The sequence below is a fragment of the Stenotrophomonas muris genome, assembly GCF_052751275.1.
The window spans coordinates 2,967,870-2,988,533 of the sequence record NZ_CP199879.1; the positions used below are offsets into that span (position 1 = coordinate 2,967,870).

Sequence of the window (20,664 nt, forward strand, 5' to 3'; positions counted from 1 at the left end):
CGGTATGGAAGACGCTGACGTTTATGCCATCTCCGTCGAAGTCGCGCCGCGCTTCCTCGACGATCAATCCGCGCCGGAAGACGGTCGCTTTGCGTTCGCCTACACGATCCGCATCCACAACCAGGGGCGGGTCGCGGCACGCCTGGTCGCCCGCCACTGGCGCATCACCGATGCCAATGGTCGTGTCGAGCATGTCGATGGCGACGGGGTGATCGGCGAGCAGCCGCGGCTGCGCCCCGGTGAAGACTTCCGTTACACGTCCGGTGTCATGCTGGGGACCGATCACGGGACCATGCAGGGGCACTACGACATGGTCGCCGACGATGGCACCGAATTTGCCGCGCCGGTCGCACCCTTCGTGCTGGCCGTGCCGCGTACCCTGCACTGACACGGAGGCCGAACGATGAGTGTGTGGGCGATCGGCGACCTGCAGGGCTGCTATGACGTCACCCAGCGATTGCTGGAGAAGATCCGCTTCGACCCGGCGCAGGACACCCTGTGGTTCTGCGGCGACCTGGTCAACCGCGGCGGGCAGTCGCTGGAAACGCTGCGGCTGGTGCACTCGCTGCGCGAGCACAGCGTGGTGGTGCTGGGCAACCATGATCTTTCGCTGCTGGCCGTCGGTTCGCGTACCGAAGAGGAACAGCGCAAGGTCAACCCGGACCTGCTGCGCATCGTGCAGGCCGAGGACCGCGACGAACTGCTGGACTGGCTGCGCCTGCAGAAGCTGGTGCACGTGGACCGCGAGCTGGGCTGGATGATGGTGCACGCCGGCCTGGCGCCGAAGTGGACCACGCAGATGGCCGAGAAGCATGCCGCCGAGGTCGAGGTGCAACTGCATGGCGCCGGCTACCGCAAGCTGTTCCGCAACATGTACGGCGACAAGCCGAGCTGGGCCCCGAACCTGTCCGGTTACGACCGCTCGCGCGCGATCATCAACGTGCTCACCCGCATGCGCTACTGCACCCCGCGGGGGCGCATCGGCATCGAGGACAAGGGCACGCCGGGCACGCAGGAACAGGGGCTGTATCCCTGGTTCGAAGTGCCCGGCCGGGTCGAGCGCGACCTCAAGGTCGTCTGCGGCCACTGGTCGGCGCTGGGCCTGACCATCACCCAGGGCGTGCACGCCATCGACACTGGCGCGGTCTGGGGCGGCAAGCTGACCGCGCTCCAGCTTGATACCGACGAGCTGCGCGTGGTGCAGGTTCCGGGCCGCGACGTACCGGCACCCGTGCCCAACGCCCGCCCGCCGGCGCGACCGGCGCACGAGCGCCCCGGCGCCGCGACGCAGGGCAAGGAACAGGGCGGCAACGCCGCTGCCACCCCGGGCAACCGTGGCCCACGCCGCCGTCGCCGTCGTGGTGGCGGAGGGGGCGGCGCGGGTGGCGGCACCCACAACAGTCCCCCGCCGCAGGCGTGACGCGGCGCGGCTGGGCACCAGGGACGGTGCTGCTGACGCTGGCCCTGGCCAGCGGCTGCCAGCCCGGCTCGCCGCCTGCTCCCACGGCTGCGGATGGTGCTGCACATGCGCCGACGCAGCCGCAGGCCCCTTCGCCGCCACTGGTGGCCGCAGCCCGCGCGCAGGTCGGCGTCACCACCCGTTACGATCCTGCTTACCAGGTACTGGCCTATCCTGGCGGCGACGTGCCACTGGATCGCGGCGTGTGCACGGACGTGGTGGTGCGCGCCCTGCGCGATCTGGGCCTGGACCTGCAGGCACGCGTGCATGAGGACATGCGCGGCAGTTTCAGTGCCTATCCGGCGATCTGGGGCCTGTCACGGCCGGACCGCAACATCGATCATCGTCGTGTACCGAACCTGATGCGCTGGTTCGAGCGCCAGGGCTGGCAGCAACCGATCACAGCCCTCGCCGCCGACTACGCGGCCGGCGACATCGTTGCCTGGAAGCTCAATGGCAACGGCCTGCTGCACGTGGGCATCGTTTCTGACCGGCGCCTGGCCAACGGCACACCGCTGGTGCTGCACAACATCGCGCGCGGCACGCGCGAAGAGAACCTGCTGTTCCAGCACGCGATCATCGGGCATTACCGGATGCCGTAGCGACAGTCCCGGTAGAGTCGACTGTTAGTCGACTATCGCGCGCAGCGCGGGTTTTTCGGGTGACCGCCGAGAGCAGTCGACCAACAGTCGACTCTACCCCGTCGGTGTTTTCGTTGGTATTTCCGCGATCAGCGGCGCACGTAGTGCACGAAGCGGAACGCGTAGGCGTGCCGTTCGTCGGCAGGGTGCGGCTCGCTGCTCACTTCCTGCCAGTCCTGCACGTCCACTTCGGGGAAATGGGTATCGGCGGGGACTTCGGCATCGACCCAGGTCAGGTACAGGTCACTGGCCTGGTCCAGCAACTGGTGGAAGATCTCGCCGCCGCCGATGATGCACAGCTCGCTGGCGCCCTCGCCTTCGGCAATCGCCTTCGCCTCGTCCAGCGACGCCACCGCACGCATGCCCTCGAACGGCACCTGGCCGCTGCGGGTCAGTACGAGGTTGGTCCGCCCCGGCAGCACGCGGCCGATCGACTCGGCCGTCTTGCGCCCCATCAGGATCGGCTTGCCCAGGGTGAGCGCCTTGAAGTGCTTGAAGTCATCCGGCAGATGCCAGGGCATGGCATTGCCCTGGCCGATGCCACGGTTGCGGTCCAGCGCCACGATCATCGACAGCTTCAGGGCGCTCATACCGCCACCGGCGCCTTGATCGCCGGGTGCGGGTCGTAGCCATCGATGCGGATGTCGTCGAACTGGAAGCCGAACAGGTCGGTCACCTCCGGGTTCAACCACAGCTTCGGCAGCGCGCGCGGTTCACGCGACAGCTGCTCGCGGGCCTGCTCGAAATGGTTCGAATACAGGTGCGCGTCACCCAGCGTATGCACGAAGTCGCCCACGCCCAGGCCGGTGGCCTGCGCCACCATGTGGGTCAGCAGCGCGTAGCTGGCGATGTTGAACGGAACGCCAAGGAAGATGTCACCGCTGCGCTGGTACAGCTGGCAGCTGAGCTTGCCGTCCACCACGTAGAACTGGAACAGGTTATGGCATGGCATCAACGCCATCTGCGAAAGCTCGCCCACATTCCAGGCACTGACCACCAGCCGGCGCGAATCGGGGTTGCGCTTGATCTCGTCCACAAGCCACTGCATCTGGTCGATCTGGCGGCCGTCGGCGGTGGCCCAGCTGCGCCACTGCTTGCCGTAGACCGGGCCGAGGTCGCCGTTCTCGTCGGCCCACTCGTCCCAGATGCGCACCTGGTTGTCCTTCAGGTAGCCGATGTTGGTGTCGCCCTTCAGGAACCACAGCAGCTCGTGGATGATCGAGCGCAGGTGCAGTTTCTTGGTGGTGACCAGCGGGAAGCCTTCGTTGAGGTCGAAGCGCATCTGCCAGCCGAACACGCTGCGGGTGCCGGTACCGGTGCGATCACTCTTCTCGGCGCCGTGCTCGAGCACGTGCGCCAGCAGGTCCAGGTAGGGCTTCATGCCTTGCCCTCGGCAGCCACCGGCAACTGCGGCTGCAGTACCGGCGCGCGGCGCGACATCACCAGCAGCACCAGGCCGAAGGCGATCAGCGGCAGGCTGAGGATCTGGCCACGGGTCAGCCAGTCGAAGGCCACGTAGACGCCGTTGTCCGGCATGCGCACGAACTCCACCGCGAAGCGGAACAGGCCGTACATCAACGCGAACAGGCCACCCACCAGGTAGCGGTGGCGCGGCTTGGCCGACACCGCCCACAGCACCACGAACATCACCAGGCCTTCCAGGAACGCTTCATACAGCTGCGACGGATGGCGGGCGTACGGGTTCAATGCGCCGGTGGCGAACTGCGCCTGCAGCGTCGCGTGGTCGAGCTGGTTCAGCGGGGCCGGCAGGCCGGACGGGAACACCACGCCCCAGGTCCCGTCGGTGTACTTGCCCCACAGCTCGGCGCCGATGAAGTTGCCGATGCGGCCGAAGCCCAGGCCCAGTGGCACCAGCGGCGCCATGAAATCCATGGTGTCGAAGAAATGCAGCTTGTGCTTGCGCGACCACCACCAGCAGGCGCCCAGCACGCCCAGCAGGCCACCGTGGAAGCTCATGCCGCCGTCCCACACCTTGAACAGCAGCAGCGGGTTGTGCAGGAAATCGCCCAGCGCGTAGAACAGCATGTAGCCGATGCGCCCGCCCAGCACCACGCCGAGCATGGCATAGAACAGCAGGTCGGAGAAGCCGTTGGCATCGACGCCCGGCAGGCGCCCCGCGGCAATGCGCGTGCGGCCCAGCAGCCACGCCGCGGTGAAGCCGAGCAGGTACATGATGCCGTACCAGTGCACCTTGATCGGCCCCAGCGAAAGGGCGATGGGGTCGATGTCGTGGAAATAGATCATGGAAAACGCCTGGCGGGAGTACGGGTATTTTAGCGTCCCTGCCCCGCCCGGGGCCGGGGCGGGCGGAGGACCACGCCGCAGATCAGGGTTCAGTCCAGGATCTGCGGCGCGTCAGGCAACGCGTCATGCTCGGACCGCGTGGCGGCCGGAAAGTGCCCTTCGATCAGGCTGGAGACCTCGTCGATGGCATCCTGCAATGCCTCGACCGGATGGGCCCCGCGCAGGCCCTCGCGCAGGTGGGTGCAGACCCGCTGCCACTGCGCCGGGCTGACCCGGCCGTGCAGGCCACGGTCGGCAACGATCTCGATCGCGTGATCGGCCAGCAGCAGGTAGATCAGTACGCCGTTGTTGTGGGCGGTATCCCAGGTTCGCAGGCGCGCAAAGGCATGCTCGGCGGCCTGGCGCGGGGTCACCCTGTGCCACAGCGCCCCCAGCGGCAGGTCCGCTTCCACCGCGAACATCACCTGCCCGCCGTGGCGCTGCTCACCGGCCGCGATGGCCTCGGTGATCGCCTGCAATGTGGCCGGCGGGAAGGCACGCCGCACCGAGGGCGAGAATACATGGCGGAACAGACGTTGGATCATCACCAGCCTCCCGAAGCGCCACCGCCACCGGAACGGCCGCCGCCACCGCCCCAGCCACCACCACCACCGAATCCACCGCCCCCGCCGAAACCGCCTCCGCCACCCCAGCCGCCACCGCCCCAACCGCCACCGCCGGCAAAGCGACCCGGGTGGCCGGACAGCATCGCCACGATCAGGCCGACCACGCCGGCCAGGCCACTGGCCAGCAGCGTGGAGGTGAACAGGAATGCTGCCAGCGCCGCACCCGCGCCGCCGAGCAGGCCGCGCAGCGGACGCGGCACGCGCGAGAAGACCCCGCGCAGGATGCTGCCGGCGAACACGCCGATGAACAGCGCCAGGAACCAGGTATCGCCACCACCACCGGGCTCGCGCCCGCGATGACCGCTGACCGGTGCCGGCAGCGGTTCGCCGTCGATCAGCTTGACCAGCACCGCCGTGGCATCGGTGATGCCGCCGGCATAGTCGCCGCTGCGGAAGCGCGGGACCAGGTATTCCTGGATCACCCGGTTGGCGATGGCATCGGGAATGGCGCCTTCAAGGCCGTAGCCCGGCTCGATGCGCACGCGCCGGTCATCCTTGGCCACCACCAGCAGCACGCCGTCATCCACGCCCTTGCGGCCGATCTGCCATTGATCGAAGACCCGCGTGGTGTACTGCGCGATGTCCTCCGGCTGGGTGGTGGGCACCACCAGCACCTGCAGCTGGCTGCCCTTGCGCTGCTGCAGCTCGATCGCCTGCTGCACCAGCGCCTGCTTCTGCGTGGCGTCCAGCGTGCCGGTGGTATCGACCACCGGCGAGTCCAGCGCAGGAATCGGCGCCAGCGGCTGTGCCTGCGTTGCCAACGGCAGCCACAGCAGCAGGGCCAGCAGCGCAGTGGCCAGGCGCATCGGTCAGTGACCCGGCTGCGGCGCCGGCTGCTGCTGCGGCGCGTTGCCGAAATCGACCGCTGGCGCGTTGGAAATCTGCGCTTCGTTGTCCACCGTGAAGTTCGGCTTGGTCTTGTAGCCGAAGATCTTGGCGGTGACCACCTGCGGGAACGAACGGATGTAGGTGTTGTAGTCCTGCACCTGCTGGATGTAGCGGCCGCGCGCAACCGTGATGCGGTTTTCGGTGCCTTCCAGCTGGGCCTGCAGGTCGCGGAAGTTCTGGTCGGACTTCAGCACCGGGTAGTTCTCGGTGACCACCAGCAGCCGCGACAGTGCGCTGCCGAGTTCACCCTGGGCCTGCTGGAACTGCTTGAGCGAGGCTTCGTCGTCGGCGTTGACGTTGATCTGGCCGACGCGCGAACGGGCGTTGGTGACTTCGGTCAGCACGCGCTCTTCCTGGCTGGCAAAGCCCTTCACCGTCTGCACCAGGTTGGGCACCAGATCGGCGCGGCGCTTGTACTGGTTGAGCACTTCGGACCAGCTGGCCTTGACCGCCTCATCCTTCTGCTGGATGGCGTTGTAGCCGCAGCCGGACAGCAGGGAGGCCAGCAGCATCAGGGGCAGGACACGGGTGAACAGGCGCATGGCGGAGGTTCCGGGTGGACTGGGCACCGAGCATGCCACGGTTCGGGTGAAAGACCGGCCATCGGGCGCCGCCCCCTCCGCGGTGGGTGGCAAGGAAGCGTTATCGGGGTCGGCCGGGAGGGTGGGTTGGCTGGGGGGCGCTGCAAGTACGTCCATGTAAGCTCGGTCGCCGCATCCATGCGGCTCACGCCCCCAGCCAACCCACCCTCCCGGCCACGGACAATTTCCTGCGCACCGCGGGAGGATCAAAAGAAAAAATCAAAAGCAAAAGCCGGTTCTTCAGGCATTCGTGTCGACCAAGGTCGACACCTACCAGAGCGGAACGCCGTTACGACAGATCGCGGGAATCTGTCGAAGGCGGGGTGGGTCCGGTTGAGGGGGCGTGAGCCGCGTGGATGCGGCGACCGAGCTTACATGGACGTACTTGCAGCGTCCCCCTCAACCGGACCCACCCGCCAACCCACGGAATGCAGGCTTTTGCCGTTGACGTTGACGTTGATTCGGCGGGTGCAGGGCTGCAAGCCCTGCCGGAATCCAACACCCCTCAGCAGGCCTCAGCCACCGCAGTGCGGGGACGCCCCAGCCACGCCAGCAGCAGGCCCGATGCCGCCAGCAGGCCACCGGCCACCGGAATCGCGGCATAGCCCAGGCCCGAGCTGATCACCGCACCGCCCAGCGCCGCACCCACCGCATTGCCCAGGTTGAACGCACCGACGTTGATCGACGACGCCAGGCCCGGCGCCTCGCTGGCCGCCTGCATCACCCGGATCTGCAGCGGCGGTACGAGGGCGAAGGTCGCCGCGCCGAACAGCAGCACACCGAGGGCGGCGGTGGCGTGGCTCATGAAGGCCAGCGGCAGCACGAACATCAGCACCGCCAGGACGGCCAGCAGGATCCGTGTGGCGCCATCCAGCGACCAGTCGGCCATGCGCCCACCGATGCCGTTGCCGAGGGTGAAGCCGATACCGATCAGCGCCAGCGAGATCGCGATGAAGGTATTGGAGGCGCCGGTCAATTCGGTCAGCACCGGTGCGACGTAGGTATAGAGGGTGAACATGGCACCGGCGCCGAGCACGGTGGTGGCCATCGCCAGCAGCACCGGCGGCTGCAGGATCGCCTTCAGTTCGCGGCGCACGTCCGGGCGCGGCCCCGGTGCAGATGCCGGCAGCGCGAAGCCCAGCGCGGTGATTGCGATCAGGCCCAGCGCCGCAGTACCGGCAAAGGACAGGCGCCAGCCCAGCTGCTGGCCGACCCAGGTCGCCAGCGGCACGCCGCCGATGTTGGCGATGGTCAGGCCCATGAACATGGTGGCCACGGCGGCAGCCTGCTTTTCCTTCGGCACCAGGCTGGCGGCGACCACCGCACCGATGCCGAAGAAGGCGCCGTGGTTGAGGCTGGTGACCAGGCGCGACAGCAGCAGCAGCCCGTAGTTCGGCGCCAGCGCGGACAGCAGGTTGCCGACCACGAAGATGGACATCAGCAGCATCAGCGCGGTGCGCTTGCCGAAACGGCCCATCAGCAGGGTCATCACCGGCGCGCCCAGCATCACGCCCACGGCGTAGGCGGTGATCAGCATGCCGGCGGTGGGGATGCCAACCCCCACGCCGTCGGCGATGACCGGCAACAGGCCCATCGGGGCAAATTCGGTGGTTCCAATGGCGAAGGCGCCAACGGCAAGCGCCAGCAAGGCGGCTCTGGAATTCATGGGGGGTTTCCTGGGGGGCGGGAATCGGGAGTGCGTAGCCTGCGCGCTTTGCTGCGCCGGATTAAGCCTCGGCCCGGGAAAACACTGTTGATCCTGATTCACAAGTGGAGGCCGGAACGCCGCCGCAAGTGCAAAAACCGCAGCGCCGTTCGTTGTAGAGCCGCGCCCACAACGCAGAACCCCCGGCCAGGCCGGGGGTTCTGGGACACACGTGCCAATGGCGCGCTTACCAGTTGCCGGCGCCCGGCACGTTGTGTTCGCGGGCGCGGCGGCGCATCAGCAGGTTCAGCCACTCCACCAGCACCGAGAAGCCCATCGCGGCGTAGATGTAGGGCTTGGGCACGTGCACGTCCAGGCCGTCCAGGATCAGCACCGCACCGATCATCAGGATGAAGGCCAGGGCCAGCATCTTCACGGTCGGGTTGGCGTCGATGAAGCGGCCCAGCGGGTTGGCGGCCAGCAGCATCACCAGCACCGACAGCAGGATGGCCGCCACCATCACCGGGATGTGGTCGGCGATGCCGACGGCGGTGATCACCGAGTCAAGCGAGAACACGATGTCGATCACCGCGATCTGGGCGATCACGTAGCCGAACACGGCCGAGGCCTTGGTGGTGCTGGGGTCTTCGTCCTCGCCACCGCTGATCAGTTCCTTGATCTCCATGCAGCCCTTGATGATCAGGAACAGGCCACCAACGATCAGTACCAGGTCGCGGATGGAAATGCCCATGCCGGCCACGGTGAACAGGTTGGCCGCCATGTGCGCCAGGTAGGCCAGCGAGACCAGCAGGCCGATGCGGGTGATGCAGGCCACCGCGATGCCCAGCTTGCGTGCGAACGGACGACGCTCTTCCGGCAGCTTGCTGACCGCGATGGAAATGAACACCAGGTTGTCGATGCCGAGCACGATTTCCAGCGCGCTGAGCGTGAACAGGGTCACCCAGGCATTGGGGTCGGCGAGGAACTCAAAGGACATGGAAACTCTTCAAGGCAGTGGGGGAATGGGGTTTCAGCCGTAGCTGCCGGCCAGCGCGTGCGGAACCACGACCAGCGCCCAGCACAGCAGCACGTTCATCATCAGCACGAACACCGCTGCCGAGCCCATGTCCTTGGCGCGGCCAGCCAGCTCGTGGATCTCGCTGCCGTAGCGTTCGATCACCGCTTCGATGGCCGAGTTGGCAAGCTCCATCGCCAGCACCAGCAGCATCGAGCCGATCAGCAGCGCGCGTTCGACCGGGGTCTGGCCCAGCCAGATCGCGACCGGAGTCAGCATCACCAGCAGGTATACCTCCAGCCGGAACGAGGACTCGTGCAGCCAGGCGGCGCGCAGGCCCTGCCAGGACCAGCGGGCGGCCTGGAAGATGCGGCGCGGGCCGCGGGGCATGTGGCCGAACTGATCAGCCACGGGTGGAACATCCAGCAACAGGGGCGCGGCGCAGCGACCGCTCAGACGCACGGCAGGAAATCATGGGTGCACAGGAATAGGCAGATGGCCGCCATTTTGCCACAAGGCCGCCAACCGCACCCCGCACCGGCCCGCTGAACGGCCTGCCAGGGGCAAGCACCGGGCTGGGCCGTGCTTCTATGATGGAGCTCCCCTTGCCTGCTGGAGCGCCTGATGTCCCGTCGCCGTACCTGCCTGCTGATGCTGGGCCTGCTGACTGCCGCACCGCTTGCCCAGGCCCTGAGCCCGGCCAGGCCGCCGCAGGTGCCCGAACAGGTCTCCAATGTGGCCTGGGCCGGCGACATGGCCCGCTTCGCCAGCGCCGACCAGGCCAACCCGCCGCCCCGTGGTGGCATCGAGTTCATCGGCAGCTCCTCGATCCGCTTCTGGGAGAGCCTGGCCACCGACTTCCCCGGCCAGCCGGTGTTCAACCGCGGCTTCGGCGGTTCGGAAGTGCGCGACAGCACCTGGTATGCCGGCCAGATCGTGGTGCCGTATGCGCCGTGCAAGGTGTTCTTCTACGCCGGTGACAACGACCTCAACAGCGGCCGCAGCGCCATGCAGGTGCGAGATGACGTGGTCGCCTTCGTGCAGCGCGTGCACCGCGACCTGCCGAAGACCAGGGTCGAGTACCTGTCGATCAAGCCGAGCCCGTCGCGTGCGCACCTGCTGCCGGCGATCAACGAAGCCAACGCGCTGATCAAGGCTGCGCTGGCCAGGCTGCCCAACACCGGCTTCACCGACATCTACACGCCGATGCTCGGCGCCGATGGACAGCCGGACGCGACGCTGTTCCGCGAGGACATGCTGCACATGACCCCGGCCGGCTATGCGATCTGGACCAAGGCGCTGGCGCCGAAGGTCAACTGCAACTGAGGCACTGTGGACGTCGGGCATGGCCCGGCGCTACCGCACCCCATCCACGCATGGCCTGGATCTACCGACATTTCAGCGGGATGGGGTCAGAGCCGGTTGCGCCGCAACGGGATCCGACCCCGGCAGGTCGCCACGTTACCGGAAGACCACCGTGGCTTCGGTGCCCTTGCCCGGCTGGCTGGCCAGGCTGACCTTCCAGCCGAAGCGGTCGCACAGCCGGCGCACGATCGACAGGCCCAGGCCGGTGCCCTGCGGGCGGCTCGGCTCGGCGCGGTAGAAGGGTTCAAACGCGCGCGACAGCGCCTCGGCGGACATGCCGATGCCGGTGTCGCGCACCACCACCCGGTCATTGAGCACGTGCACGTCGATACGCCCTTCGTCGGTGTAGCTGCAGGCGTTGCGCACCAGGTTGCTGACCACCACCTGCAGCACCCGCGGCGGCGCGTGCAGCTGCACCGGGCCTTCGCTGTGCAGGTGCACTGACACCAGACGCGTACCCAGCAGTTCGTTGGCGTTGTCCACCTCGTAGCGGACGATGTCGTTGACGTCGAACAGCTCGATCTGGGGTTCGACGTCGGCCTCGCGGGCCAGGATCAGGAACGCGTCGATCACCGCTTCCATGTCACGGCCGGCGCGCTGGATGCGCTGCAGGCTGCGGCGCAGGCGCGGCTGCAGGGTTTCATCGCCCAGGGCCATGTCGCTGGCCACGCGGATGACGGTCAACGGCGTGCGCAGCTCGTGGCTCGCATCGCGGGTGAAATTGCGCTCGCGCGCCACATGCGCGCTGACCCGGTTGGCCAGCGAATGCAGCGCGGCCGCCAGCTGCCGGGTCTCGCCCTGCATGTCCGCGGGCAGCTTGTTCGGTTCCAGGTCGGCCGCCTCCGGGTGACCCGGGTCCCAGCGCGAGACGCGCCGTGCCAGCCAGTTCACCGGCGACACCAGGCGCTTGGAGGCCCGGTAGGTGACCCAGCTGGCGCCATACACCGCCAACAGGGTCAGCAGCACCGGCACGATGCCGAACCAGAACGCCAGCATCTCCGCACGCGAACGCAGGAACACCAGGTACAGGCGGCCGGCCGGACGCACATCGACCAGTACCAGCTGGTCATCCTTGGGCAGCTCGTGGAAACCGGGTTCCAGGTTGCGCAGGTTGGCCGGCAACGACAGCGCCGACTGCCCGCTTTCCAGCAGGTAGCCGCGGATGTTCTGTGTGTTGGGCGGTGGCTGCACCGGCGAGGCCTCGTGCAGCGTCCAGTAATAGGCCGCTTCCTCGCGCAGGGCGGCGCCGACCAGGCTGTGCTTGATCACCAGCGAAACCAGCCAGGCACCGAGCAGGATGCCCAGGCTGGCCAGGACTGCCTGCAGGATGAAGGCGATACGGATCTTGCGCGGCAGGCCGTGCGGCATTGCGGGGTCCCGGTCAGAGCGCTGCGATTATAGGCAGCGCGCTGCGCCGTAGTCGTGCACGGAGGATGACCGGCGGCAGTGCCGGCCGGTCATCCGTGCCCGGTGCGGGGGTCGTTGCCCGGCCGGGCCTGATGCTGCACCGGCCTGGCCCCGATCAGGCCATCGGCTGGGCGATATCGGCAATGCGGTAACCGGCGCTCTGCACGGTGTGCAGCAGCGGACGGTCGAACGGCTTGTCGATGATCTTGCGCAGGTTGTACAGATGGCTGCGCAGGGTGTCCGAATCCGGCAGGCCATTGCCCCAGATCTCGCGTTCGATCTCCTGGCGGGTGACCACGCGCGGCGATTCGCGCATCAGGATGGTCAGCAGGCGCAGGCCGATCGGCGACAGCTGCAGTTCGGTACCGGCACGGGTGGCCCGCATGCTGACCGGATCGAGCACCAGGTCGGCGACCTTCAGCACTTCCGAACCCACCTGGCGGCGTTCGCGGCGGATCAGCGCGCGCAGGCGGGCTTCCAGCTCCTGGATCGCGAACGGCTTGGTCAGGTAGTCATCGGCGCCGAAACCGAGGCCGGTGAGCTTGTCGTCCAGCGTGTCGCGTGCCGTGAGCATCAGCACCGGGGTGGACTTGCGCGCATCGTTGCGCAGGCGACGGCATACTTCGATGCCATCCAGGCGCGGCAACATGAGGTCGAGCACCACGACGTCATAGCTGTTCTCCGCCGCAAGGCGGTAGCCATCCAGGCCGTCCTGTGCATAGTCGACTTCGAAGCCGCGACCTTCCAGGTATTCCCCGATCATCTCGGAGATGTTGCGGTTGTCTTCGACCACCAGCACCAAGCCGGAGGTCTCCTTCGTCTGACGCATGTGATTCCCTCTAACTTCAGCTTTGTGAAACATGCCGGATCGACGGTGGACGCGATGTGAAGTTCCGTCAAGAGGGTTGTAAATCGTTCAGAGCAGGGGCCGCAGGAGTGGCCAGACGTTGTCCAGCACCCTCGATTGCGCCTGCGCCGTGGGGTGCAGGCCATCGGCCTGCATCATGCCCGGCTGCAGGGCCACGCCCTCCAGCAGGAACGGCAGCAGCGGCACCTTGTACTGCGTGGCCAGCGCCTTGTAGGCCGCCGCCAGGCGCTGGCGGTAAGCGGGCCCATAGTTGGGCGGCACGTCGATGCCCAGCAGCAGCACCCTGGCGCCGGCCTTCTGGCTGGCCTGTACCATCTTTTCCAGGTTGCCCTGCACCTGTGCCGGGGTCAGCCCGCGCAGCGCGTCGTTGCCGCCCAGCGCGATCACCACCACCGTCGGCTTTTCCTTCGCCAACAGGCCCGGCAGGCGGGTCAGCGCGCCGGCCGTGGTTTCCCCGCTCATGCTGGCATTGACGATGCGCGCCGGTGTTTTCGACTGTTGCCTGACCCGCTGCTGCAACAGGCTGACCCAGCCGGCGTCGGCAGGGATATTGTGGGCAGCACTGAGGCTGTCGCCGAGCACCAGCACCGTGCCTGCCGGGTCTTTGGCTCCGGCCAGCCCGGGCAGCAGCAATCCCAGCAGCAGCACCATCATCGCGCCGGCTCGCCGGCTCCATCCCGTCTTGCGCATTGGAGTCTCCTCATCGACAGCCTGTCCCCCCGCAGCACGCCCGTCGCCATCGCCGTCGACCAGGTCGGCAAGTCCGTGCAGGGCCCGGAGGGTGAAGTCCACATACTGGACAACATCACCCTGACCGTCCATGAAGGCACCAGTGTGGCCATCGTCGGCGCTTCGGGGTCCGGCAAGACCACCCTGCTCGGCCTGCTGGCCGGACTGGACCTGCCCAGCCGCGGCCACGTCGCGCTGGCGGGCCAGAACCTGGGCGACCTGGATGAAGAAGCACGGGCCCAGCTGCGCGCGCGTGCGGTCGGCTTCGTGTTCCAGAGCTTCCACCTGCTGCCGGCGCTGACTGCCGCCGAGAATGTCGCGCTGCCGTTGGAACTGGCCGGACGCGAGGACCGCGCGCGGGTGGACGAGGTGCTGGCGCAGGTCGGCCTGGCCCATCGCGCCCGCCACTACCCGCGCCAGCTGTCCGGCGGCGAGCAGCAGCGCGTGGCGCTGGCACGTGCCTTCGTCACCCGCCCGCGCATCCTGTTCGCCGACGAACCGACCGGCTCGCTGGACCACGCCACCGGCCAGCACATCAGCGACCTGCTGTTCGAACTCAACGCCGGCAGCGGCACCACCCTGGTCCTGGTCACCCACGACCTGCGCCTGGCCCAGCGTTGCCAGTACATCCACCGCATCGATGACGGCCGCCTGCTGCCGGTCGAGCGTGGGGCACAGGCATGAACGTGCTGCGCCACGCGTGGCGCGCGCTGCGCCGCGAGGCGCTGGCCGGCGACCTGCTGACCGTGTTCGCCGCGCTGGTGCTGGGCGTGGCGGTGATGACTGCGGTGGGCACGCTGGTGAACCGGGTCAACCTGGCGCTGACCGGCAGCGCGGCGGAAATGCTCGGCGGCGACCTCGGCATCGCCGGGCGCGATGATCCGCCGCAGGCATTCGCCGACGAGGCGCAACAGCGCGGCCTGGCGCATACCCGCATCGCCAGCTTCGGCAGCGTGCTGTTCAACGGCGATGCCAGCCAGATGGCCAGCATCAAGGCGGTACAGGCAGGTTATCCACTGCGCGGCACGCTGCGGGTCCGGGCCACGCCCGGCGGTGCGTTGATCGCCGATGCCGGCATGCCGCCCAAGGGCCAGGCCTATGCCGACCCACGCCTGCTGCAGGGGTTGGGGCTGAAGGCCGGCGATGACCTCGAGTTCGGCGCCGGCACGCTGCGCATCGCCGGCATCATCGAGGCCGAGCCGGACAGCGGTGGCGACCTGCTGACACTCTCGCCCACCCTGCTGGTCAACCGCGCTGATGTGGAGGGCACGGGCCTGCTCGGCCCGGGCAGCCGTATCAACTACCGGCTGATGTTCGCCGGCGCAGCGGAGCCGATCGCGGCGCTGCGCCAGTGGCTGCTGCCGCAGGTGAAAGGCCTGCGCCTGCTGAGCGTGGACGACACCCAGCGTGGCGTGCGCCAGGCATTCGATCTGGCCGGGCGCTTCCTCGGCCTGAGCGCGCTGCTGGCGGTACTGCTGGCCGGTGTGGCCACCGCGCTGGCGGCCAACCGCTTCGCCCTGCGTCGCATCGACCAGGTGGCGATCCTGCGCTGCCTGGGCGCACGCCAGCGCGACATCCTGCTGGGCCTGGCGCTGCAGCTGCTGATGCTGGCGGTGCCAGCCTGTGCGCTCGGCATCGGCCTGGGCATGGCCGCGCAGGAAGGCCTGGTGCAGGTGCTGGGCAGCCTGGTGCCGCAGCGCCTGCCGCTGCCGGAAGCGATGCCGGCGCTGACCGGTGCCGGCATCGGCCTGCTGCTGCTGTTCGGCTTCGGCCTGCCACCGCTGCTGCGCCTGCGCGGGGTGCCGCCGATGCGGGTGCTCAACCGTTCCTTCGCCGCCCTGCCGCCGGCGTCGCTGCTGGCCTATGTGGCGGCGCTGGCGGCCAGCCTGCTGCTGGCGGTGCAGGTCACCGGCGATCTGAAACTGGCGCTGTGGGTGCTGGGCGGCCTGGCCGCGCTGGCGCTGGCGGCCGGTGCGGTCGGCTTCGTGCTGCTGCAGCTGCTGCGCGGCCTGCAGCACCGCCTGCATGGCAACTGGCGGTTGGGCCTGGCCGCGCTGACCCGGCGCCGGCTGCTGGCGGTGATGCAGCTGGTGGGGCTGTCGCTGTCGCTGTGCGCGTTGTTGCTGCTGGCGGTGACCGGACCCGGCCTGCTGCAGCAGTGGCGCGAGCGCCTGCCTGCGGATACGCCGAACTACTTCCTGATCAACATCCAGCCCGAACAACGCGACGGTGTGCTGGCCGCATTGCGTGGACTGCGCGCCGGCGACGCCAGTATCGAGCCGATGGCGACCGGCCGCCTGATCGCGATCAACGGCAAGCCGCCGCTGCGCGTGGACCAGGCCGCCGCCGAGGGGAACGGCGCGAACAACGGCCCGCGCGAGGACGACGACGAGTACCGGCCGCTGAACTTCAGCTGGCGCAGCAGCTTCCCACCCGCCAATGCGCTGCTGGAGGGCCGCTTCTGGCAGGCCGGCAGCACCGCGGCGGAAGCCTCGGTGGAAACCGGCTGGGCGCGGCGCTACGGCGCGCACCTGGGTGATCGCATTACGATTTCCGTAGGCGAGCAGCAGCGCGAGTTCACCGTCACCAGCATCCGCAAGGCGGACTGGAACACATTCCGCCCGAATTTCTTCGTGCTGTTGAACCCCAATGCGGTGGGCGATACCCCGCACAACCTGCTGTCGGCCTTCCATCTGCCGTCCGGCAACGCGGCCGGGCTGGGCGAGCTGGTGCGCGCGCAGCCGAACCTGTCGCTGCTGGACGTGGACGCGGTGATCTCGCAGGTGCGCGATGTGATGGAGCGCGTGGCGCAGGCAGTGCAGCTGGTGATGGTGTTCAGCCTGCTGGCCGGCGTGCTGGTGCTGCTGGCGGCGCTGCAGGCCACCGCCGGCGAGCGCCGCTACGACAGCGCGGTGCTGCGCACGCTGGGCGCGACCCGGCGCCAGCTGCGCGGCGCGGTGCTGGTGGAGTTCGGCGCGCTGGGCACGCTGGCGGCGTTGCTGGCGGTGGGCGCGGCCGCAGCGATCGGCGTGGCGGTGTCGCAGAAGGTGTTCGAGCTGCCCTTGCTGCCGCCGTGGCCGGGCCTGCTGATCGGCGGCGTGGTCGGCATCGGCTTGAGCCTGCTGGCGGGCTGGTGGGGTACGCGGGCGATCCTGCATACGCCGCCGGCATTGGCGCTGCGCGAGGCCTGAATCGGTTGCGCCTCCGGATGGCGTGCCGAGCAAGCCCGGCCCCCACCGGCAGCCGGTGAATGCGGTGCCGGGTACCCCCGGCACCTCTCTCCATCGCGGCGATCAGCCTTCCTTCGGCGCCTTTTCCACGTACTTGGCGAACACCTCGTCGATCTGCTTGTCCTTCACCTTTTTGCCGGACTGGATCGCTTCGGCCTGGGTGAACAGCGGAATGATCATCGCCATGCCATCGATCTTGGTCTTCAGGTGCACGCCCGGGGCCTGGCCGAGAAAGCCGTCCCAACGCTGGCGCACCTTGGCCCAGTAGCCGGCAGTGGCCTTCCAGTAGTCACGCGCCGGGGTGAAGTCGACCTCGGTGGTCTTCACGTAGTCGTTGAAGCCGAACTCGCGTGCGATCTCCACCTGGCTGCCGTCGGCGTTGCGCTGCACCTTGGTGTTGAACTGCTCGTGGGTCCAGCCATTGGGCGTGAGCGTGTGGCGGTTGACGACGGCCAGCGCGTTGTAGTCGCTGCGCTTGGTGTACTCACGGCGCGGCAACGGGCGCCAGCTGAGGTCGCTGGTCCAGCTCGGCACGTTGTTGGTGTAGGTCCATTTGCCGGTGCCGCAGTAGCGCGGTGCGTCGCTCACTTCGTACACGCACTGGGTCCAGGCGCCCTGGTTCACCGCTGCGGGAATGCGGCGTACCTGCCAGGTCTGGTCGGCGCTGAACTCGAATCGGTTCGGTGCTTCGTAGACCCAGTCCTGGCGCCAGTGCTTGGTGATGTGGCCGCTCTTCTCGTCCAGCAGCAGGTGCTGCAGCACGATGCGCTTCGGCGTGTCCTCGACCACGATCACCAGTTCGTTGCCGCCGCTGCGCATCGCCGGGGCGCGCTCGTAGCCGGGCTTCAGCAGCACGGTCTCGTCGAATGCGAAATCGACGGTGTACTCGCCCTGCATGGCAAGGATGCTGTCGTGGTCGCGGGCGATGCCGGAGGGCTGCGCGCTGGCCACGCCGCTGGTGGCGAGCAGCAGCAGGACGCTGGCTGTCTGGAGCTTCATCGGGGTCTTCCTTCGGGGTTGCAGATGCAGTGAGAGGCCGTCCGTGGCCGACAGGCGTTCCATCGGGAAAGGGTTACAGCCGGATCAGCGGCAGGTCGCCGGGAACCCGCGGCGCCGAGCGACGTGCAGCATCGGCGCAGCAGCAATCGTCGATCGCCAGCTCGCCTTCGGCACCTTCCAGCCGCGCGATGCGACGCGCGGTGGCTGCGCCCAGCGAGGACAACGTCGACAGGCTTGCAGCCAGGGTGCGGCCGTCGTCGGCGGCATGCAGGCGCAGCGCGCACAGTCGCCAGCGCTGGCCACCGAGATGGCCGGCCAGGCGCCGCCACAGGCGTTCGCCGACACTGCCCTCGCTGTCATGCTCCGGGCCCGGCGGCAGCGCCGCGACCAGCCGGTCCCAGGCCAGGAAATCGCTGTCGGGCAACAGGTACAGCCGCCACACGCAGCGGCCGCGGGCATCGAGGAAGCACAGGCTTTCGCGCACGCCCTCGCTGTCCACGCCCTGGCAGGCATGCACGCGTACTGCCTGGCGCCAGCCACCGAGCTCGTTGCCGTCGGCGCGGTACAGGCACAACACGGTGCCGAGCGTGGCCAGCTGTGCCGGCGTCGGCCAGGCCGCGCTGCCCTGCGCGGCGATGGCGTCGTTCCTGCGTGCGGACAAGGCTCGGCTCATGAGGTCACCAGGAAACGGCAAGGCTGGCGGAGAGGGTGCGGCCCGGGTTGGTATAGCGGTCCAGCACGCGGCTGCCCGGCGACAGCGTCGAACCCACGTTGGACCAGTCGATGTAACGCTTGTCGCCCAGGTTGAACACGCCGACGTTGAAGGTGGCGCCCGGGGCGAAGTTCCAGTGCGCCATCAGGTCGGCCACGCCGTAGCCGGCCGGGCGGTACACCGTGGCGGCGGTGACGCGGTCCTTGCGCTTGACGAAGGTACCGGCCAGTTCGACGCCCCAGGTGTCGGTGTCGTACATCAGGCCGACGGTGCCACGCAGCGGGTCGACCGAATCCAGCGGGGTGTCTTCGGTCCTGTTGTCGCCGCGCGACCAGGCCACCGAGCTGCGCAGCGCCCAGCCCTGCAGCGCCGGGCTGATCTGGCCGAAGTCGACGCCGGCCTTCATTTCGGCACCATAGATGCGCGCATCCGCGATGTTGCGCGACTGGAACACCATCAGGCCCTGGGCGTTGGTGCCGACCAGCGACTGCGACTCGATGAAGTCCTTGTACTCGTTGTAGTAGCCGCTGAGGCTGACGTAGGCCGCTGGCGACAGGAAGCGCAGGCCCAGCTCCATGCCGTCACTGGTTTCCGGCTTCAGGTCCGGATTGGGAATGGCGGTGTAACCGAAGGCGAAGTTGGTGAAGCCCAGGTTGACGTCGTTGTACGGCGGCGAGCGGAAGCCATGCGAATAGCCGGCAAACAGCGACCATTCGTCGGTGAAGCGATAGACCATGCCCAGCTTCGGCGAGACGCTGGTCTTGGTCAGCCTGGCCACCGCAACGCCGGGATTGTCGTCGGCGAAGATGCTGTCCACCTCCGGCTTCAGCTCGTAGCGGTCCACGCGCACGCCCGGCACCAGCGACAGCTTGCCGTTGGCCATGCGCATTTCGTCCTGTGCGTACAGGCCCAGCTCGGTGGTCTTGCTGATCGGGAAATCGCGCACCGGGAAGGCGTCGGGCAGGATGGTGGTGCTGGTCTGGCCATTGGCCAGCACCTGGTAACCGTCGCGCTTCTGGCGGATCTCGGTATGCGCGCCCTCGAAACCGTAGGTCAGCGCGTGTTCGACGCTGCCGGTGCTGAACGCCTTGTTGAACTGCGCCTGCAGGCCGTAGACGCGCTGGTCGAAGTTGAACTCGCGGTGGCGGCGGCTGCGGTTGGCGCGGTCCTCGTCGGTGATCTGGGTGGTTTCGCTGTGCTGGGTATACAGCTGCCAATGCAGGCTGTCGGCGAAGCCCTTGTCCAGCGCATCCATTTCATGGGCGAACGACACGCGGGTGCGGTTCTGCGTATCGCGCGCCTTCATGCCGGTGGTCGTGGTGCGGTCGATCGAGGACAGCACGTTGGTATCGGTGTTGTCTTCGTTGCCTTCCACGGTCAGGCGGAAGCGCTGGGCCTCGCTCGGCGCATAGACCAGCTTGGCCAGGCCACTGCGACCATCGCGGTCCTGCGGGTTGGGCGCGGTGCGGGTATTGTCGAGGCTGCGTACATCACCCTTGTTGCCGGTTTCCTGGCCCTGGCGATGGTTGATGTTGACCATGCCGCTCCAGTGTTCGCCGCCGAACGCGCTGGTCACGCCGCCGAGCAGGCCCTTCCACTCACCGTCGTAGCCGAACTTCAGGCCGACGTAGCTGTCCTTGCCATCCTTGAGGTAGTCGGCAGGATCCTTGGTGACGAAGGCGACCACACCCCCGAGCGCGTCGGACCCATACAGCGAGCTGGCCGGGCCGCGCACGATCTCCACGCGCTTGAGCGTATCCAGATCGGTGAAGTTGCGGTTGGCGTTGGAGAACGAGCCGATGTTGAAGCTGGTGGGCATGGCGATGCCGTCGGTCTGCACGCGCACGCGGTTGCCGTCCAGGCCACGGATGCGGATGCTGCCAAGGCCGAAGCGCGCGGCGCTGCGGCTGACCGACAGGCCCGGCTCGTAGCGCAGCAGATCCTTGATGTCCTGCACCAGGTGCCGGTCCATCTGCTCGCGGTCGATGACGTCCACGGTGGCCGCCACATCGCTCACCGCCCGCTCGGTGCGGGTGGCGGTGACCTGCACACGGTCGAATTCGCGCGCATCGGGCGCGGCGGTGGCCGCGGCAGCAGCATGGGCGGACAGCGGCAGGGCCATCCAGACGGCAAGGCAAAGGGCGGTAGGGCGGGTCATCGGGTTCGTTCGGTCAGGCAGGGGAACCCCCGGTTAC

At 68.2% G+C, this 20,664-nt stretch carries 21 protein-coding genes; 6 read left to right on the top strand and 15 right to left on the bottom strand.

Features of this window, described 5'->3' with window-relative positions; translation table 11 throughout:
• Window positions 1-4: 4 nt before the first annotated feature.
• Genes apaG through ACUVWL_RS13960 form a run of 3 tightly spaced genes read left to right on the top strand, consistent with a single transcriptional unit; the run spans window position 5 to window position 2,061 of the window.
• Window positions 5-388 carry a Co2+/Mg2+ efflux protein ApaG gene (gene apaG, locus ACUVWL_RS13950; protein WP_008268668.1) on the top strand — a complete coding sequence of 128 codons (384 nt, stop codon included), beginning with the start codon at window positions 5-7 and terminating at the stop codon, window positions 386-388.
• A gap of 15 nt (window positions 389-403) precedes the next feature.
• Window positions 404-1,420 carry a symmetrical bis(5'-nucleosyl)-tetraphosphatase gene (locus tag ACUVWL_RS13955; RefSeq protein ID WP_014645985.1) on the top strand — a complete coding sequence of 339 codons (1,017 nt, stop codon included), beginning with the start codon at window positions 404-406 and terminating at the stop codon, window positions 1,418-1,420.
• On the top strand, window positions 1,417-2,061 hold the full coding sequence (locus ACUVWL_RS13960) for a DUF1287 domain-containing protein (RefSeq protein WP_126411744.1): 645 nt from the start codon (window positions 1,417-1,419) through the stop codon (window positions 2,059-2,061). Before ACUVWL_RS13955 ends, ACUVWL_RS13960 begins: the two co-directional genes overlap by 4 nt.
• 128 nt (window positions 2,062-2,189) lie before the next feature.
• Here the strand turns inward: ACUVWL_RS13960 and ACUVWL_RS13965 are convergent, their stop codons facing one another.
• The 9 genes from ACUVWL_RS13965 to ACUVWL_RS14005 form a co-directional block, all read right to left on the bottom strand.
• On the bottom strand, window positions 2,190-2,681 hold the full coding sequence (locus ACUVWL_RS13965; protein WP_049440214.1) for a dihydrofolate reductase: 492 nt from the start codon (window positions 2,679-2,681) through the stop codon (window positions 2,190-2,192).
• Window positions 2,682-2,686: 5 nt separating this feature from the next.
• Window positions 2,687-3,481, bottom strand: coding sequence for a thymidylate synthase (locus ACUVWL_RS13970; RefSeq protein ID WP_049440158.1), 795 nt, complete (start codon window positions 3,479-3,481; stop codon window positions 2,687-2,689).
• The gene (gene lgt, locus ACUVWL_RS13975) at window positions 3,478-4,365 is read right to left on the bottom strand and encodes a prolipoprotein diacylglyceryl transferase (RefSeq protein WP_014645981.1); all 888 of its coding nucleotides are present in this window, start codon (window positions 4,363-4,365) and stop codon (window positions 3,478-3,480) included. Before lgt ends, ACUVWL_RS13970 begins: the two co-directional genes overlap by 4 nt.
• Before the next feature lie 89 nt (window positions 4,366-4,454).
• The gene (locus tag ACUVWL_RS13980; RefSeq protein WP_032955917.1) at window positions 4,455-4,949 is read right to left on the bottom strand and encodes a TPM domain-containing protein; all 495 of its coding nucleotides are present in this window, start codon (window positions 4,947-4,949) and stop codon (window positions 4,455-4,457) included.
• Window positions 4,949-5,836, bottom strand: a complete 888-nt coding sequence (locus ACUVWL_RS13985) for a TPM domain-containing protein (protein ID WP_262094085.1) — start codon at window positions 5,834-5,836, stop codon at window positions 4,949-4,951. Before ACUVWL_RS13985 ends, ACUVWL_RS13980 begins: the two co-directional genes overlap by 1 nt.
• Window positions 5,837-5,839: 3 nt before the next feature.
• Entirely contained in the window at window positions 5,840-6,460 is a 621-nt protein-coding gene (locus ACUVWL_RS13990; RefSeq protein WP_049404134.1) for a LemA family protein, read from the bottom strand.
• 544 nt (window positions 6,461-7,004) lie between these two features.
• Window positions 7,005-8,165 carry an MFS transporter gene (locus ACUVWL_RS13995; RefSeq protein WP_014645977.1) on the bottom strand — a complete coding sequence of 387 codons (1,161 nt, stop codon included), beginning with the start codon at window positions 8,163-8,165 and terminating at the stop codon, window positions 7,005-7,007.
• 226 nt (window positions 8,166-8,391) lie between these two features.
• Entirely contained in the window at window positions 8,392-9,141 is a 750-nt protein-coding gene (locus ACUVWL_RS14000) for a TerC family protein (protein ID WP_005408127.1), read from the bottom strand.
• A gap of 33 nt (window positions 9,142-9,174) precedes the next feature.
• Window positions 9,175-9,570 (bottom strand): diacylglycerol kinase, encoded by a 396-nt coding sequence (locus ACUVWL_RS14005; RefSeq protein ID WP_014036025.1) that lies wholly within the window; start codon window positions 9,568-9,570, stop codon window positions 9,175-9,177.
• Window positions 9,571-9,783: 213 nt separating this feature from the next.
• On the opposite strand from ACUVWL_RS14005, the gene ACUVWL_RS14010 reads away from it, so the two are divergent.
• Window positions 9,784-10,485, top strand: a complete 702-nt coding sequence (locus ACUVWL_RS14010; protein WP_014645976.1) for an SGNH/GDSL hydrolase family protein — start codon at window positions 9,784-9,786, stop codon at window positions 10,483-10,485.
• A 135-nt stretch (window positions 10,486-10,620) separates the two neighbouring features.
• Here ACUVWL_RS14010 and ACUVWL_RS14015 read toward each other — a convergent pair whose 3' ends face one another.
• The 3 genes from ACUVWL_RS14015 to ACUVWL_RS14025 form a co-directional block, all read right to left on the bottom strand.
• On the bottom strand, window positions 10,621-11,892 hold the full coding sequence (locus ACUVWL_RS14015; RefSeq protein ID WP_014645975.1) for a sensor histidine kinase: 1,272 nt from the start codon (window positions 11,890-11,892) through the stop codon (window positions 10,621-10,623).
• 154 nt (window positions 11,893-12,046) lie between these two features.
• A complete protein-coding gene (locus ACUVWL_RS14020) occupies window positions 12,047-12,760 on the bottom strand; it encodes a response regulator transcription factor (protein WP_002811889.1) in 714 nt (237 codons plus the stop codon).
• 87 nt (window positions 12,761-12,847) lie between these two features.
• Window positions 12,848-13,489, bottom strand: coding sequence for an arylesterase (locus ACUVWL_RS14025; protein WP_032956728.1), 642 nt, complete (start codon window positions 13,487-13,489; stop codon window positions 12,848-12,850).
• 75 nt (window positions 13,490-13,564) lie between these two features.
• On the opposite strand from ACUVWL_RS14025, the gene ACUVWL_RS14030 reads away from it, so the two are divergent.
• Window positions 13,565-14,212, top strand: a complete 648-nt coding sequence (locus ACUVWL_RS14030) for an ABC transporter ATP-binding protein (RefSeq protein ID WP_075076551.1) — start codon at window positions 13,565-13,567, stop codon at window positions 14,210-14,212.
• A complete protein-coding gene (locus ACUVWL_RS14035) occupies window positions 14,209-16,719 on the top strand; it encodes an ABC transporter permease (RefSeq protein ID WP_445978467.1) in 2,511 nt (836 codons plus the stop codon). The genes ACUVWL_RS14030 and ACUVWL_RS14035 overlap by 4 nt, the downstream gene beginning before the upstream one ends.
• A gap of 102 nt (window positions 16,720-16,821) precedes the next feature.
• On the opposite strand, the gene ACUVWL_RS14040 is transcribed toward ACUVWL_RS14035, so the two are convergent.
• The 3 genes from ACUVWL_RS14040 to ACUVWL_RS14050 all read right to left on the bottom strand — a co-directional run bounded on the left by ACUVWL_RS14040 (window position 16,822) and on the right by ACUVWL_RS14050 (window position 20,627).
• Entirely contained in the window at window positions 16,822-17,757 is a 936-nt protein-coding gene (locus ACUVWL_RS14040) for a DUF6607 family protein (RefSeq protein WP_032956723.1), read from the bottom strand.
• 73 nt (window positions 17,758-17,830) lie between these two features.
• Window positions 17,831-18,430: a hemin transporter gene (locus ACUVWL_RS14045; protein WP_032956720.1), complete on the bottom strand. Its 600-nt coding sequence runs from the start codon at window positions 18,428-18,430 to the stop codon at window positions 17,831-17,833.
• A 4-nt stretch (window positions 18,431-18,434) separates the two neighbouring features.
• Window positions 18,435-20,627 (bottom strand): TonB-dependent hemoglobin/transferrin/lactoferrin family receptor, encoded by a 2,193-nt coding sequence (locus ACUVWL_RS14050; protein ID WP_445978468.1) that lies wholly within the window; start codon window positions 20,625-20,627, stop codon window positions 18,435-18,437.
• Window positions 20,628-20,664 lie beyond the last annotated feature (37 nt).